At 62.9% G+C, this 14,534-nt stretch carries 16 protein-coding genes; 7 read left to right on the forward strand and 9 right to left on the reverse strand.

The genetic code is table 11. The features are described 5' to 3' along the window. Positions 1-22: 22 nt before the first annotated feature. From gstA to U5A67_RS31425, 3 genes are all read right to left on the reverse strand, one after another. Complete coding sequence (gstA, locus tag U5A67_RS31415) at positions 23-637, reverse strand: glutathione transferase GstA (protein ID WP_321817536.1); 615 nt, start codon at positions 635-637, stop codon at positions 23-25. Between the two features lie 111 nt (positions 638-748). After that, positions 749-1,516 carry a hypothetical protein gene (locus tag U5A67_RS31420; RefSeq protein WP_321817500.1) on the reverse strand — a complete coding sequence of 256 codons (768 nt, stop codon included), beginning with the start codon at positions 1,514-1,516 and terminating at the stop codon, positions 749-751. Positions 1,517-1,642: 126 nt separating this feature from the next. Next, positions 1,643-2,575, reverse strand: a complete 933-nt coding sequence (locus U5A67_RS31425; protein ID WP_205985718.1) for a LysR family transcriptional regulator — start codon at positions 2,573-2,575, stop codon at positions 1,643-1,645. Positions 2,576-2,712: 137 nt separating this feature from the next. Between U5A67_RS31425 and speB the strand changes: the two genes are divergently transcribed. The 4 genes from speB to U5A67_RS31445 all read left to right on the forward strand — a co-directional run bounded on the left by speB (position 2,713) and on the right by U5A67_RS31445 (position 7,273). Beyond that, positions 2,713-3,678: an agmatinase gene (gene speB / locus U5A67_RS31430; RefSeq protein WP_321817499.1), complete on the forward strand. Its 966-nt coding sequence runs from the start codon at positions 2,713-2,715 to the stop codon at positions 3,676-3,678. Positions 3,679-3,761: 83 nt separating this feature from the next. Next, a complete protein-coding gene (locus U5A67_RS31435) occupies positions 3,762-4,208 on the forward strand; it encodes a nuclear transport factor 2 family protein (protein ID WP_321817498.1) in 447 nt (148 codons plus the stop codon). After that, positions 4,205-5,710 (forward strand): aldehyde dehydrogenase family protein, encoded by a 1,506-nt coding sequence (locus tag U5A67_RS31440; RefSeq protein ID WP_321817497.1) that lies wholly within the window; start codon positions 4,205-4,207, stop codon positions 5,708-5,710. Before U5A67_RS31435 ends, U5A67_RS31440 begins: the two co-directional genes overlap by 4 nt. Before the next feature lie 36 nt (positions 5,711-5,746). Further along, positions 5,747-7,273 carry a purine-cytosine permease family protein gene (locus tag U5A67_RS31445; protein WP_321817496.1) on the forward strand — a complete coding sequence of 509 codons (1,527 nt, stop codon included), beginning with the start codon at positions 5,747-5,749 and terminating at the stop codon, positions 7,271-7,273. Positions 7,274-7,388: 115 nt separating this feature from the next. On the opposite strand, the gene U5A67_RS31450 is transcribed toward U5A67_RS31445, so the two are convergent. After that, positions 7,389-8,102 carry a dienelactone hydrolase family protein gene (locus U5A67_RS31450; protein WP_321817495.1) on the reverse strand — a complete coding sequence of 238 codons (714 nt, stop codon included), beginning with the start codon at positions 8,100-8,102 and terminating at the stop codon, positions 7,389-7,391. Between the two features lie 130 nt (positions 8,103-8,232). Next, positions 8,233-8,652, reverse strand: coding sequence for a secondary thiamine-phosphate synthase enzyme YjbQ (locus tag U5A67_RS31455; RefSeq protein ID WP_321817494.1), 420 nt, complete (start codon positions 8,650-8,652; stop codon positions 8,233-8,235). Between the two features lie 122 nt (positions 8,653-8,774). Between U5A67_RS31455 and nfsB the strand changes: the two genes are divergently transcribed. Together nfsB and U5A67_RS31465 are read left to right on the forward strand one after the other, a co-directional pair. Further along, the gene (gene nfsB / locus U5A67_RS31460) at positions 8,775-9,428 is read left to right on the forward strand and encodes an oxygen-insensitive NAD(P)H nitroreductase (protein WP_321817493.1); all 654 of its coding nucleotides are present in this window, start codon (positions 8,775-8,777) and stop codon (positions 9,426-9,428) included. A 120-nt stretch (positions 9,429-9,548) separates the two neighbouring features. Then, positions 9,549-10,022 carry a PACE efflux transporter gene (locus U5A67_RS31465; protein ID WP_321817492.1) on the forward strand — a complete coding sequence of 158 codons (474 nt, stop codon included), beginning with the start codon at positions 9,549-9,551 and terminating at the stop codon, positions 10,020-10,022. A gap of 57 nt (positions 10,023-10,079) precedes the next feature. Here the strand turns inward: U5A67_RS31465 and U5A67_RS31470 are convergent, their stop codons facing one another. Together U5A67_RS31470 and U5A67_RS31475 are read right to left on the reverse strand one after the other, a co-directional pair. Then, positions 10,080-10,766: a hypothetical protein gene (locus tag U5A67_RS31470; protein WP_321817491.1), complete on the reverse strand. Its 687-nt coding sequence runs from the start codon at positions 10,764-10,766 to the stop codon at positions 10,080-10,082. After that, the gene (locus U5A67_RS31475; RefSeq protein ID WP_321817535.1) at positions 10,763-10,927 is read right to left on the reverse strand and encodes a PAAR domain-containing protein; all 165 of its coding nucleotides are present in this window, start codon (positions 10,925-10,927) and stop codon (positions 10,763-10,765) included. Before U5A67_RS31475 ends, U5A67_RS31470 begins: the two co-directional genes overlap by 4 nt. Between U5A67_RS31475 and U5A67_RS31480 the strand changes: the two genes are divergently transcribed. Then, positions 10,898-11,035 carry a hypothetical protein gene (locus tag U5A67_RS31480; RefSeq protein WP_321817540.1) on the forward strand — a complete coding sequence of 46 codons (138 nt, stop codon included), beginning with the start codon at positions 10,898-10,900 and terminating at the stop codon, positions 11,033-11,035. The two genes, U5A67_RS31475 and U5A67_RS31480, sit on opposite strands and share 30 nt — an antisense overlap. Positions 11,036-11,159: 124 nt before the next feature. On the opposite strand, the gene U5A67_RS31485 is transcribed toward U5A67_RS31480, so the two are convergent. Both U5A67_RS31485 and U5A67_RS31490 read right to left on the reverse strand, forming a co-directional pair. Further along, positions 11,160-12,710, reverse strand: coding sequence for a methyl-accepting chemotaxis protein (locus U5A67_RS31485; protein ID WP_321817490.1), 1,551 nt, complete (start codon positions 12,708-12,710; stop codon positions 11,160-11,162). A 264-nt stretch (positions 12,711-12,974) separates the two neighbouring features. Then, positions 12,975-14,312: a sigma-54 dependent transcriptional regulator gene (locus tag U5A67_RS31490; RefSeq protein ID WP_321817489.1), complete on the reverse strand. Its 1,338-nt coding sequence runs from the start codon at positions 14,310-14,312 to the stop codon at positions 12,975-12,977. Between the last annotated feature and the right edge of the window lie 222 nt (positions 14,313-14,534).

Genomic DNA, 14,534 nt, shown 5'->3' on the forward strand with positions numbered 1-14,534 from the left:
TTGCGCCGTCCCGACCCTAAGCTCAAGCCTGCGGAATCAGTCCTTCCGCCACCAGCGCGGCCTGCACGGCCGGACGCGCGCCCACGCGCTGCTGGTGTGCGAGCACCGCCGGGAACGCAGACAGATCGAAGCCGACATGCGCGGCCCAGTTGGTCGCCGTGAAGAGATAGGCGTCCGCTGCGGTGAACTGGTCGCCAACGAGCCATTCATGCGCGGCCAGGCGTTGTTCGAGCAGGCCGTATTGGCGTTGCAGCGCGGCGATGGAATCAGCGCGCACGCTCTCGGGCGAAGCCGGATTGAAAAGCGGCGAATAGCGCTTGTGAAGTTCCGTGCTGATGAAGCCGAGCATTTCCTGCAGACGATAGCGCGCGAGCGTGCCGTTAGCGGGCGCGAGGCCGCTGGCCGGATTTTGATCGGCGAGATACTGCATGATCGCCGGGCCTTCCGTGAGGAGTTCGCCGCTGTCCAGTTCGAGCGCGGGCACGCAGCCCTTCGCATTGATCGCGCGAAAATCCTTGCCGCTGGCCGTGGATTTATCGGCGAGATTCACCTTGTCGAGGTCGAGTGCGAGACCGGCTTCGCGAGCGACGATATGCGAAGCGAGTGAGCAGGCGCCCGGGTAGAAATAGAGTTTCATCGTGAGTCCAGGTTGAACGAACGTACCGTGCGCCGCGAGCGTGCGCACGGGAGCAAACATGTTAGCGCGTCCATGTCGGTCAATACCATGGCGATGAACGGTACGACTGTTTCAACCAGGCGTTTGCATTGAGTGTTGAAGGCTCAGCAGATTGAGCGGCGAGACGCGAATCAGGCCGCCGCGCGGGCTGTCGATATCGGCGATCAGCGTAAGCGAAAGCGAGACTGTGATCGGCAATACGAACATCAGCACGCGCCTTCCGCTATTGCCGCGCGCGCCATAGCCCTGCATCAGATTGCTGAAGAACGCGATGATCAGCATCAGCACCCACGCCGCCACGGGAATGCGATTGATCCAGGCCGCCTGCGTATAGCCTTGCGTGTTCAGCACGTCGTTCATGCCGGCCACGGCAAGCGCGGTGATCGGTGTTGGTTGCGTGGCCGCCGCCTGGCGCACGCTGTCCCAGAGTTGCGTTTGCAACGCGGCCGTCGTGCGACTGTTGGTGTCGAGCGCGCTGCCATCGTGGTCTTCGTAATACTCGATGCGCGCCTCCAGATAGCGCGCGAGCAGTGCTTTGGTTTTCGCGGCATCCGCGTCAATCAGATCCGCGCGCAGATATTCGGTGCCGATTGCGTTCGCTTCTTCTTCCTCGTAATTCTTGCGCTGATCGTAGCGGCTCACCGCCATCGACAAGGTAAAGCCGATCAACAGCGCCAGCAGCGTAAGCGTCGCGCCTTGCACGACGTTGTAGTTTTCGCGAGCCTCATCCGAGAGCGGCACGCGCCGGTGCAATATCACAGCGCCCAGTGCGGACGCAAGCGGCAAGCAGATAATCAGGGTAATGAAAAGGAACGCAGGATGCTGAAGCAGTGGCGTCATGATGGCTCCGTTGGCAAAGACGCATGAACAGCGCAAAGAATAGCGTGGAGTGCGAACTATCGATTGTTTCTTGCCAAGCCGATTCTACGTTAAACGCATGCCAGACGATCTCGACGATGCCGCGCACTACACCGCGGCTTCCGGCGCCATCTCGTTCAGATGCACAGCGCGCAGATCGTCGATAAAGGCGCGCTGGATGTCGCCCGCATGCGGCGCGCGGCGCGTGACCATATGAAACGTAACGTCGTAACGCAGCGCCGCTGGATTCACGGCGCGCAACAATCCGCCATCGACATAAGGCTTGGCGAAATGCACAGGCAGATACCCTAGGTGATGTCCCGAGAGAATCAGTAGCGCAACCGCTTCCATATTGTCGGCGATGGCGGTGACGTTGCGTTCGTGGGTCGAATGTTGCGCCTCCGGCAGCGGATAGCTGCGCCACGCCCATTCGCAGGCGGCGGCTTCCTCGGCGCCGATCGTCGCGGCTTCGCCCGCCCGCTCGAACAGCGGATGGCGCGCGCCGCAATACGCATACTGGCGCTCGATAAAGAGCGCGGTGTAATCGAGGCTAGGTACGCGGTGCCAGAAATAGCCGATCGCAATATCCACCTTGCCGTTGAGCACCTGTTCCTCCAGTTCGCCCGGCGAGCGGATCTGGATATTGAAACGCACGGCCTGGTCGCGCTGGCGAAAGCGCGCAATGGCGTCGCTGATGCGCGCGTTCTGGCTGAACGGTGTATGGCCGATCAGACCCAGATTCAGTTCGCCCACCAACTGGCGGTCCATGTTCGCGGCTTCGGCGCAGAAGCTGTTGGCGGCCACCAGCAGCCGCCGCGCCGACATGGCAAAGCGTTCGCCCTTGGCCGTGAGCCTGAAGCCGCCGCGCCCGCGCTCGCATAGCCGGAAGCCCAGCCGCGTTTCCAGCGAAGACAACTGCGTGCTGATGGTGGACTGCCCCACATTGAGCGCCGCCTGGGCGGCCGTCAGCCCGCGCGCGTCGACCACGGCGAGGAAAACGCGGATCAGCCGCAGGTCGAAATCGGTCAGGTTGGCGAGCATGGGAACCTCTTACATTGATGCGAATAGATGTAAACATCATCAGCCCATCATTTTATCCAAAATTTTTTCCCTCTAGCATTGCCAGCATTGGGTTTGAACCCACCGCTCCGATCGATGTTTACAGGGTTTTTACGGATATGAACGATTCCCGCAACACCACGCTGAACCAGCCGCTCTCCGGCAACGCCATGCCCCGTTTTGGCGGCATCGCCTCGATGATGCGCCTGCCGATCGCCGAAACCAGCGCGGGGCTGGACGCCTGTTTCGTCGGCGTGCCGTTCGATCTGGGCACCTCCAACCGCAACGGCGCGCGCCTTGGTCCGCGCCAGATCCGCGCCGAATCGGTGCTGCTGCGTCCCTACAACATGGCCACGCGCGCCGCGCCGTTCGATTCGCTGCAGGTGGCCGATATCGGCGATGTGGCGATCAATCCCTTCGACATTCATAAGGCGATTGCCGATATCGAAGCGGCTTACGACGGCATCATCGCCGGCGGCTGCAAGCCGGTGACGCTGGGCGGCGATCACACGATCGCGCTGCCGATCCTGCGCGCGATGCACAAGAAGTACGGCAAGGTCGGCGTGGTTCACGTCGATGCGCACGCCGATGTCAACGACACCATGTACGGCGAGAAGATCGCCCACGGCACGCCGTTTCGCCGCGCGGTGGAAGAGGGTCTGCTCGATTGCGACCGTGTGGTGCAGATCGGTCTGCGCGGCACCGGCTATCACGCCGACGATTTCGACTGGTGCCGCGACCAGGGCTTCCGCGTGGTGCAGGCCGAAGCCTGCTGGAACCGCTCGCTCGAAACGCTGATGAAGGAAGTACGCGAGCAGATGGGCGATGGCCCGGTGTATCTGAGCTTCGATATCGACGGTCTCGATCCGGCGTTTGCGCCGGGTACGGGCACGCCGGAAATTGGCGGTCTGACCGTGCCGCAAGGGCTGGAAATCATTCGCGGCTTGCGCGGGCTGAATCTGGTGGGCGCGGATCTGGTGGAAGTGTCGCCGCCGTACGACCCGCAAGGCACGACGGCGCTGCTGGCCGCCAATCTCGCCTTCGAGATGCTGTGTGTGCTGCCGGGCGTCGCGTATCGCGCGTAAAAACCTATGAACGCGAGGCGAATCCCAAATGGTTCGCCATCCGAACTAAAAACATAATCAGACGAATTCCCCGGAGAGTGTCCATGAGCGAGACCGAACGCGACACAGAAACCCAGGTGCTGGCCGTTGCCGACGCCTTGATCGATGCCTTCGCGCGTCACGATCGCGATGCGTATTTCGCGGCCTTCGCGGCCGACGCGAGCTTTGTATTCCATCACGTGAGCGAGCCGCTACCCACGCGCGCCGCTTATGAAACGCTGTGGCGCCAGTGGGAGCGCGAAGACGGTTTTCGCGTGCTGGGCTGCGAATCGCGCTCGCGCAGCGTGCAATCGTTCGGCGATGTGGCGCTGTTCGTGCATAACGTGCGTACGCAGGTCGCAACGCACGCCGGCAGCGAAACGCTCGACGAACGCGAGACGATTGCATTCGCGCGCCGCGACGGCCAGTGGCTGGCGGTGCACGAGCATCTGTCTCCGCACGCCTGCGCGGCCGTGCATGATGCGGTGAACGAAGGCGAGGTGTGTGCATGAAGCGCGAATCGATTTCCGCCGTTGGCGAATTGACGCTGGCTGTCGAGCCGGGCGTGTTTATCGACGGCGAATGGCGGCAGGGTGCGGGCGCGCCGCTGGAACTCGTCGATCCTTGCAGCGCGCAGCCTTATGCGCGTGTCTCGGGTGCATCGGCGAATGACGTCGATGAAGCGGTGGCCGCGGCGGCGCGCGCGTTGCGCGGCTGGCGCACCACGCCGGTCGCACAGCGCGGCGAATGGCTCGAGCGCATCGCACAAGGTATCGAATCGCATACGCGCACGCTGGTCGATCTGCAGATGCGTTGCAATGGCAAACCGCGTTTCGAAGCCGAACTCGATGTGAGCGACGCCATCGCCACATTCCGCTACTACGCGCAGTTGTGCGTGGACGGCGGCGTGGTGGAGCGCGCGCCGGTGGCATTGCCCGATGCCGCTTTCGAAGCCGATGTGCGCCACGAAGCCGTGGGCGTCTGCGCGCTGATCGTGCCGTGGAATTTCCCGCTCGTGACCGCGGCGTGGAAGCTGGCGCCTGCGCTGGCGGCGGGCTGCACGGTCGTCATCAAGCCGTCGGAACTGACACCGCTGGCCGAACGCGCGCTGGTGGATATCGTCACGGCGGCCGAGGTGCCTGCGGGCGTGGTGAATCTGGTCGCGGGCGGCCGCGAGGTGGGCGCGCAACTGGCTTCGCATCGCGGCGTGGCGAAGGTCTCGTTCACGGGCAGCACGGCGGCGGGCCAGGCCGTCATGCGCGCCGCTGCAGAACGGATGCAGCGCGTTTCGCTGGAACTGGGCGGCAAATCGGCGCTGATCGTATTCGACGATGCCGATCTCGACGAAGCCGTCGAACTCGCCTTCAATGGCGCGTTCTTCAACGCTGGCCAGATGTGTTCGGCCACCTCGCGCGTGCTGGTGGCGCGCGCCTTGCACGATGCGTTCGTGGACAAGCTGGTGGCGCTGGCGCGCAGCGCGGTGGTGGGCGCGCCCAATGACGCCGATGTGCGCGTCGGTCCGTTGATCAGCGCCGCGCAGCGCGAACGGGTGATCGGCATGCTTTCGCGCGGCAAGGAGCAGGGCGCGCGCATCGTCTGCGGCGCTACGACTGCCGCGCAGCAAAGCGCGGGATTTTTCGTCGCGCCGACGGTCTGCACGAACGTCGCGCCCGACAACCTGCTCTGGCGCGAGGAGATTTTCGGGCCGGTGGCGCTGGTGCGCGCATTCGATACGGAGTACGAAGCCATCGCGCTGGCCAACGATAGCGATTACGGTCTGGTCGCGACCGTGGTGACGGCGGACGCGGCCCGTGCCGCACGCGTATCGGACGCCTGCGAAGCGGGCACGGTCTGGGTGAACGCGCCGCAAGTGATCTTCCCGCAGACGGGTTGGGGCGGGCGCAAGCTGAGCGGTCTGGGCCGCGAACTCGGTCCCTGGGGCGTGCGCGCTTACCAGGAAATCAAACATGTCATTCGGGCGCGCGCAGGCGCTGCTCATCCGCAGCAGTCGTAACGCGCTGCGCCAATTGGAATCCACGGGAAGAGACAGATGAGCACCGATAACCTCAATGGCTGGGCATCGCCCGCCGCCGCGCCGCCTTCGCCGTCCGAAAGCGCCGATGCGCCCAACGCAAAGAGCGGCAAGTGGCGCAAGATCGAAGTGCGCTCGATCGATTATGTTCCCGCGCACGAACGTCACGGCAGCGTGGCAGGTCAGGGACCGTTCTGGTTCCTCGGCAATTTCCAGTTCTTCACGATCGCCATTGGCTTCGTGGGGCCGAGCATGGGACTGTCGCTCGGCTATACGATTCTCTCGGGCGTGCTCGGCATTCTGTTCGGCACGCTGTTCATGGCGTTTCACGCCTCGCAGGGCGCGCACCTGGGCCTGCCGCAGATGATCCAGTCGCGTGCGCAATTCGGCTATCGCGGCGTGGTGCTGATCCTGATCGCCACCTTGTTCACGTTCATCGGCTTCAATGTGGTCGATACCGTGCTGATGGCGAGCGGCGTGAAAGGCATCTTCGGCTGGTCGCCGACGATCGTGACCGTCGTGACCGCCTTGATCGCGCTGGCGCTGGCGATCTACGGGCACGACTGGCTGCATCGCGTATTCAAATGGCTGCTGGTGGCGAGCCTGCCGCTTTACGTGCTGCTTACGTTGTGGATCGTGTTCGGCGCCGAGGGCGTCAAGGCAGGTGTCGTGCGCGCGGGCGGCTTCTCGCTGGTGGCGTTTGCCGCGCAGTTTGCCGCGAGCGCGAGCTACAACATCACGTATGCGCCGTATGTATCGGATTACTCGCGCTATCTGCCGCGCGACACGAAACCGCGTGCGATTATCGCGGCCGTGTTTATCGGCGCATCGGCTTCGGCGATCTGGCTGATTGCGCTGGGTGCGTGGCTGGCGACGCGTCTGGGTGCCTCGGACGGTCTCGTGGCGCTCTACGATGCGGGCAACGCGATGTTCCGCGGCTTCGGCGTGCTGATCTCGCTGGCCTCGGTGGGCGCGATGGTCGCGACGATGGGCCTGAACGCGTATAGCGCGATGCTCACGGTGGTCACGGCGGTGGATTCGTTCAAACCCGTCAAGCCGACGTCGACGGTGCGCGTCATCACCGTGCTGACGCTCGGTCTCGTCTGGGTGGTGATCTCGCTGTCGCTTTCGGGTAACGCCATCGACATCCTGTTTGCGGCGCTCACGATCATGCTGTATCTGCTGGTGCCCTGGACGTCGGTGAACCTGGTCGACTTCTTTTTCGTGCGCCGCGGTCACTATGCCATCACGCAACTCTTCACGCCGAACGGTCTTTACGGTGCGTGGGGCGCGCGTGGCCTGATCGCCTACGCGGTGGGTTTCGCCTCGACGGTGCCGTTCTTCGTGCTGCCGGGCATTTATACCGGGCCGCTGGCGGCGCGCATCGGCGGCGTGGATGTGGCCTGGGCGGTGGGTCTGCTGGTCTCGGCGCTTGCGTATCTGATTCTCGCCCGTTCGATCGATGCGGAAGGCGAGCGCAAGGCGGTGCTGCAAAGCGAGCGTGAAATTGCGCTGCTCGATGGCGCGGCAGGGCGCACGCACTAGGCAGTCTGTCTGCGGCTCAAGCCAACGCGGCGCACGCCTTCAAGACGTGCGCCGCGTTTTTTACATCGGCACGCTTTTACATCGACATTAACCGATGCAAGCAGCGTTTTAAACCTTAAGCCTGCTTCCAGAGCGTGCGGCCCCAGAAAGTCAGCGTGCGGTCCCAGGCGAGCTGCGACCAGACCGGATCGAACTGCGTGTGCGCGATGCGGCCTGGACCGACGGCCGTTTCGTTGGCGAACGCGTGGTACGCCAGGTAGCGGTGGAATTCGACATTCACGCCGCCGTCATGCAGTTTCTTTTCGAGTTCGTCGACGGTTTCGATCTTGAAGAAGCCGTCCTGCGTGCCCCAATGACCGAGCACCGGCACTGTGATCTTGCTCGCGTCGAGGTATTCGAGCGGAGGGAAGCCGTACCACACGACGGCACCCGACAGACCCGGAATCTGGTTGGCGGCCAGCAGCGTGAGCGCGCCGCCCATGCAGTAGCCGGTGATGCCGACGCGGTCGGTCAGCGTCTTGAGGTGATCGACGGCGCCGCGGATGTCCTGCGAAGCGGCGTCGCCGAAATCGAGGCCCGTCATCAGGTGATGGGCTTCTTCTTCCTCGACGGTGTGCTTGCCGCGATAGAGGTCGGGCACGAGCGCGTAGTAGCCGGCCTGCGCGAGGCGGTCGGCCACGCCGCGAATCTGGTCGTTCAAGCCCCACCATTCCTGGATCACGACGATGGCAGGCGCGCCTTCGGTCTTTTCGGGCATGGCGAGGTAGCCCTGCAGCGCTTTGCCGTCGGGGCGATTGAAGCTGATCATGGAGCCGGCGGACTGTTTCATGAATATTCCTCGATGGGTGGTCGGTTAAGAGTAAACGGTTGCAGGGAAAAGATCAGACGCAAGCATAGCGCTTGCAAGGCCGCTTTGCTCGGAGCGGCATTGTTTGTCACGGCTGCGCGGTTGACGCGCGTCATTCGCCAAGCAGGTGCAGCACGACTTCGCGCGTGTGCGCGTGCCGGCGATGCTCGAACAGGTAAATCCCTTGCCAGGTGCCGAGCAGCGGGGCGCCACGCTCGACGGGAATCGAAAGCTGCGTCTGCGTGAGCGCGGTGCGCAGATGCGCGGGCATATCGTCGGGGCCTTCGGTGTCGTGCTCGTAGCGCTGCGGGTCTTCGGGCGCGAGTTCGTCGAAATAGCGTTCGAGATCGCGGCGCGCAGAGGAATCGGCGTTCTCCTGAATCAGCAGCGATGCCGAAGTATGCCGACAGAACAGCGTCAGCAACCCCATGCCGATGCCGCTTTCGCGCACGAAAGCGCGGACTTCCTGCGTGAATTCGGTCAACCCTCGCGAGCGCGCGTTGACGTGCAGATGGTGGATGGCCTGGCGCATGGTGAAATCCTCAAGTATTGGTGCGGCCTGCGTGCGGGGAGCGTGGCGCGCCTGCACGCGAAATGGCCCAGGCTGGTAGGATACCGGCCTTGCCAGTTACCGCCTCATTTCAGGAGTTTGTGTTGAATCTCACCCGCTTCGCCAAGGCCCGTCACGCCACCAAATCATTCGATCCTGCTCGCAAGATTCCCGCCGCTGTTATCGATGAGCTCAAGGAACTGATCCGTTTCAGCCCGTCGTCGGTGAACGCGCAGCCGTGGCATTTCGTGGTGGCGCAAAGCGACGCCGCTCGCGCCCGCGTCGCGAAGTCGATGCAGCCGGGTTATGCCTATAACGAAGCGAAGGTCACGCGCGCCTCGCACGTGCTGGTGCTGTGCGTGCGCAAGGATATGGACGAAGCACACCTGAACGCCGTGCTGGAGCAGGAAGCCGCCGATGGCCGCTTTGCCAGCGACGAGGCGAAGACGGTCCAGCAGAACACGCGTGGCTTCTACGTCAATCTGCATCGCGAGCGAGATGATTTGTCCGCATGGATGGAAAAGCAGGCGTTTCTGGCGCTTGGCACGCTGCTGATCGGCGCATCGACGCTTGAAATCGACGCTTGCCCGATGGAAGGTTTCGACGCGAAAGCGCTGGACGAAGAACTCGGCCTCGCTGAGCGCGGCCTGACGTCGATCGTGGTCGTGGGCCTGGGCTACCGCAGCGCCGACGACTTCAACGCCAAACTGCCGAAGTCGCGTTTGAGTACGGAAGCGGTGTTTACCGAACTGGTTTAAGCATCGAATAGCGCGGTATAGCGCTTGAAATCGCCGATAACCGCAGCCGCGCTGCGGTTATTCGCGCTCGTGTAGTATCGACGCTTCCATCCACTCACGCGTTACAGAACGGAGCGGGCCATGCAGGGCATCAAGCGCCGGGTCGTCTATCTCACGTTGTTTGAGGGACTCGGCATCCTCATCACGGGAACGAGTTTTGCCTCGGTTGCGGGGAGTGACGCAAGCCACGCGGGCGCGGCGGCGGTGTTGACATCGCTGGTCGCGGTGACGTGGAACGCTGTTTACAACTGGTTGTTCGAGCGCTGGGAAGCGCGACAAACCAAACGCGGGCGCAGCCCGTTGCGACGCATCATGCATGCGATCGGCTTTGAGGGCGGCCTGGTGATCTTTCTCGTTCCGATGATTGCGCTGACGCTGCGCGTCTCGCTGGCCGAGTCCTTCCTGATGGACATCAGCCTGACGGTGTTCTTTCTCGTCTACGCGTATATCTTCAATCTGATCTTCGACGTGATTTTTGGTTTGCCTGCTTCTGCGATGCCGTTGCCGCAGGACGCGCAGGACGCGCAGAATGCGCGCGTGGAGCCGTGTAACTGACTGTTGGTGCTGCTGGGTCGTTGCGGCTTTACTGATTGCATATATTGGCAATCCTGATTAATTAATTGTGTTGCATGGTGGGAGGGAGAAGCGATCCCGCCGTAACGTGCCGATGCTTACTGTGCGTTCGGAGCCTTGTGGCTGTGTGCCTTCTTCGCCTTGGACTTCGACTTTTCGTGCTTTGCGTTGTGGGCGTGCTTGCCCTTCGCATGTTGAGCCGGAGCGCGCGTGGAATCCGATGCTTCGTCGAATTGCATGGTCGAGGGTTGTGCCTGCACATTGCGGGCGTGTTCTTCGATCTGCGCGGCGCGTGCCGGGTCCATTCTGAATGCCGTTTTCGGCGTTTTGCGCCGATGCGATGCCCGCGAACGCGGAGAGGGAAATCAAAACGGCGATGCCGTTAATCTCGCGCACACCCGCGCCGCTGCTCGACGTAACGATGCGCGTGGGGTCGCGCGAATCCTCAACGCGCTCGAGATCGATCGTCCGCCAGTTCGGCGTCCCGGCAATACGATCGAGGTCGATCCGCGTGCGCTCGTCCTCGTCGAAAATCATCGGCAGGAAACTCGCGCGGGCCGTCGCCTCCACGCGATATTCAAACAGCTTGCCGATGCCTTCGCGCCCGGCAATCCTTCGCAGAATCAGTACGCTTTCATCATGCGGTCGCCCACGGGAATTGACCGTTGGGCGTTCCGGCAGGGCGGGGCCGCGCATGCTCAGCATTTGCCATTGCAGCGCGGTCATGCGCGAGCGCCAATGATTGTCGCGCCGCACGCGGTTTTATCGCCGATAAAAGCAACCGGCACGCCGCCATGCGTGCATTTTCCGCTTGCCTGAATGGGGAAGTTGCCGCCACATTTCGGACACCTGATGAGATGTCCGTCCAGCGCCACGCGCCGGCCCATGTGTGCGAGATCGTGGGCGGCTTCGATAGTCTCGCCGCCGTGATCGGTTGTATCGCCTATACGGGCAACTTCGCGCCCGGTCGTCGCATCACGCATTGCTCACCCTAACGAATCGGGGCAGCAGGATTTGCCGCCTTGAAACATTAAAGTGATCTCATAAGAGATAAAGTGGTATCCGAAAACTCTTAAATCGCGCGGCGAGCGTCACCGCGTCAAGTTCGAGTCTGCGATGTCAGGCCGAAAACACCGCCACCGCGCCTTGCAGTCGCATCGCCTGTTCGTCGAGTGCGTGCGCGGCCGCGGCGGCTTCTTCCACGAGCGCGGCGTTCTGCTGCGTGACCTGATCCATTTGCGCGATCGCCTGATTGACCTGTTCGAGGCCACGGCTTTGTTCCGTCGATGCCTGCGCGATCGACTCGAACACGTCTTTCGCCGAGGCAATGTCGGCGCGCAGTCGTGTCATGGTCGCGCCGACGTCATGCGCGCGCGTCGCGCCGCCCGAGATCGAGGTGGTCGATTGTTCGATCAGTTCCTTGATCTCCTTCGCGGCCGTCGACGATCGTTGCGCGAGCGAGCGCACTTCCGATGCCACCACCGCGAAGCCGCGCCCCTCGGTGCCCGCGCGCGCCGCTTCGACCGCCGCGTTGAGCGCGAGGATATTGGTCTGGAAGGCGATGCCTTCGATGATCGAGGTAATCGACGCGATCTTTTCCGCGCTGCCCGACGCCTCGTTCATGGTTTCGATCATCTGTGCGGACATGGTGTTGCCCGCGTTGACGGCGTCCATCGCGCGCACGATCACGTCGCAGGCGTGGCGCGCGTTGTCGGCGTTCTGACGCACGGCTTCGGTCAATTCGTGCGTGGTCGCGGAGGTTTCTTCGAGCGCGGCGGCCTGCTGTTCGGTGCGCGACGACAAATCGGTATTGCCGGCCGCGATCTGCGAGGCGCCCACCTTGACGGCTTCCACGCCCTGCGTGACTGAGCCGACGATGGTCTGCAGCGAGGTCTGCATATCGTCCATGGCGCAGAGCAGGCGGCCGGTTTCGTCGCTGCGGGTGCGGTCGATGCGGCTGTCGAGGCGGCCGGCCGCGATCGCCTGTGCGGTTTCGACGGCGCGCGTGAGCGGGTCGCGGATCGCGGTCACGAGCCAGCGCCCGGCCAGCGCCGCGCACAGGACGGCCAGCGCGGCCGCCAGCGCCACGCTCGTGTAGATCGTGTGCCGTAGCGAGTCCAGTTCGGCGGTGCGCGTGTCGATGCGCTGGCGCTCGCTTTTGTCGAGTGCGTCGACGGCGGCAATCATGTCGCCCGTGCCCAGATAGCTGCCGAATCCTTCGGTCAGCGCGCTCAATTGCGCGAGCGTGGCGCTGCCGTCGTTGACCTGCGTGCGCATCGCGAGCATCGGATCGACGACCTTGGCTTCCCAGGCGTCGTACTGCGCGACGGCGGTATCGACCAGCTGGTTGCGCGCCGCATCGGCGGGATCGAGCGCCTTGATGGCCGCCATGCGCTGCCGGAAGTCGCCGATGTGATCGACTTTCCACTTCTTGTGGCCGGGCTGGCCGTCGAGGTTGTAGGCGAGCAGCGCCCAGATGATGTTCAGGTAGTCGGCGCCCGCATCCTTGACGAGCAATTGCGCCTGCACGGAAACGGCGTTCTGTTTCTGCTTCTGATCGATGGCGTTGAGGCCGTACCAGCACACGGCCGAACTGACGAGAAACACTGCAATGACGACGCAGAACGCCGTGGTCAACTTCTTGCCGATCGAAAGGTTCTGCATCTTCATGTTCACGGGAAAGCGGGGAAAAACCGCGAGCATCGGCTCGTCTGGATTCAGTCTAGATTAATATGGTAATACGGTATACCAACACAAATAGTCAGACAAGCGCTTTCAGAATATGGATTACCACTATGGCGAACGAGGAGAGTTTCGGGCGCGTCATTCGATGCGATAAGCATCATTTTGAGTGCGGATGAGGGGAAAAGGTGGGGCGACGTCCGTCGCGCGGCAACCTTGCGGTGGCGGCGCGACGGACTTCAGCGTGATGAGTTACGCGTGCGCGGGCTTTTTCGCGACGCTTTGCGGGGCGGCGGGTGCGGCTGACGCTCCGGTTTCCGCGCGCGCGACGTTAAGCGCGTCGCCGAGCGAGTTGGGCATGACGCGCAGGCCCAGGTCGGCGGCGCTGATCACCGGGTTTTCGGCCATCACCAGGGTGCGGCGGATGCAGTTGAACAACTCGCGCACGTTGCCGGGCCAGTCGTATTGGCGCAACGCCGTGAGTGCGTCGGCGGAAAAGCCGCGAATCTTGACCTGCGACTCTTTTTTGTAGAGCGCCAGCGCGTGCTGGGCGAGCAGGTCGATATCCGCTTCGCGCTCGCGCAGCGGCGGCGTGGTGACCTTCAGCACGCAAAGCCGGTGATAGAGGTCGGCGCGGAATTTTCCTTCCGCCACGGCCGCTTCCAGATCGACGTGCGTCGCGGAAATGATCCGCACGTCGACCTTGATCGGCGTGTTGCTGCCCAGCCGCTCGAACGTGCCTTCCTGTAGAAAACGCAGCAGCACGGCCTGGCATGCGTAAGGCATATCGCCGATTTCGTCGAGAAACAGCGTGCCGCGCGACGCCGATTCGATCCGGCCGATCTTCTGCTGCAGCGCGCCCGTAAAGGCGCCGCGTTCATGGCCGAAGAGTTCGGCCTGCAGCAGCGTGGCGGGAATGGCCGCGCAATTGATGGCGACGTAAGGCTGGCGCGAGCGCGCCGAGCGATTGTGGATGGCGAGCGCGGCGAGTTCCTTGCCGGTGCCCGATTCGCCGCTGATAAAGACCGGCGCGGGCGTGCGCGCGCAGCGCTGGATGCCGCGGTAAAGCTCTTCCATGGCGTCGCATTCGCCGATCATGTCGAACTGGCCGTGGCTGCGCCGGGAAGAGACGCGCTTGGGCGCTTCCGGCGGCGTGGCGGCGGCATTCGCGGCGTTCGGGATATTCGACGTCCTGGACGCGTCGCGCAGCGTCGCCAGACCGTAAGCATGGCCGATGGCGAACAGCAGACTGCGGTCAGGGTAGGGCGACGTAATGAAGTCGTAGCAATGATCGAGGATGAACTGGCGCGTGCCGGTGTCTTCGGACTGGCCGGGCTGCACGAGCGCGATCCACGTAACTTTCACCTGTTGCGCGTAGGTCTGCAGCGCGCCCAATTGTTCCTGCGTGACGTTGGGCGGCAGCTCGATCAGGCCGACGCGCGAAGCGGCAGGCGCCGTCGCCTCCGTACCGGTTGCGAGCGCAACCTGCCAGTTGGCCGATGTCAGCAATTCGACGATGCGGGTGTCCGGGATGGCCGAGACATACAGTACCGAACGCTCCGCTGCCATTGAAGTCGAGATGGTATTCATGATTCCCCCGAAACGAATCCACCGGCCGAATCGATCGTGTTTTTGCCGATCGTATTCGCCAATGCGCGTGGTCTGGGTGCGCACAGAATGACCTTAATTCAACGTCGTGCAGGTTGCAATCAGATTAAAACCGCATCGTTTTTTGCTTAACGCGATTTAGTCAGATGATTGTCGAGGTGGTACTCGACAGGTATTTTTATTAATCGCGATAAATAGTTCAGG

This window comes from Paraburkholderia sp. J69-1 (genome assembly GCF_905220255.1).
Classification (GTDB): domain Bacteria; phylum Pseudomonadota; class Gammaproteobacteria; order Burkholderiales; family Burkholderiaceae; genus Paraburkholderia.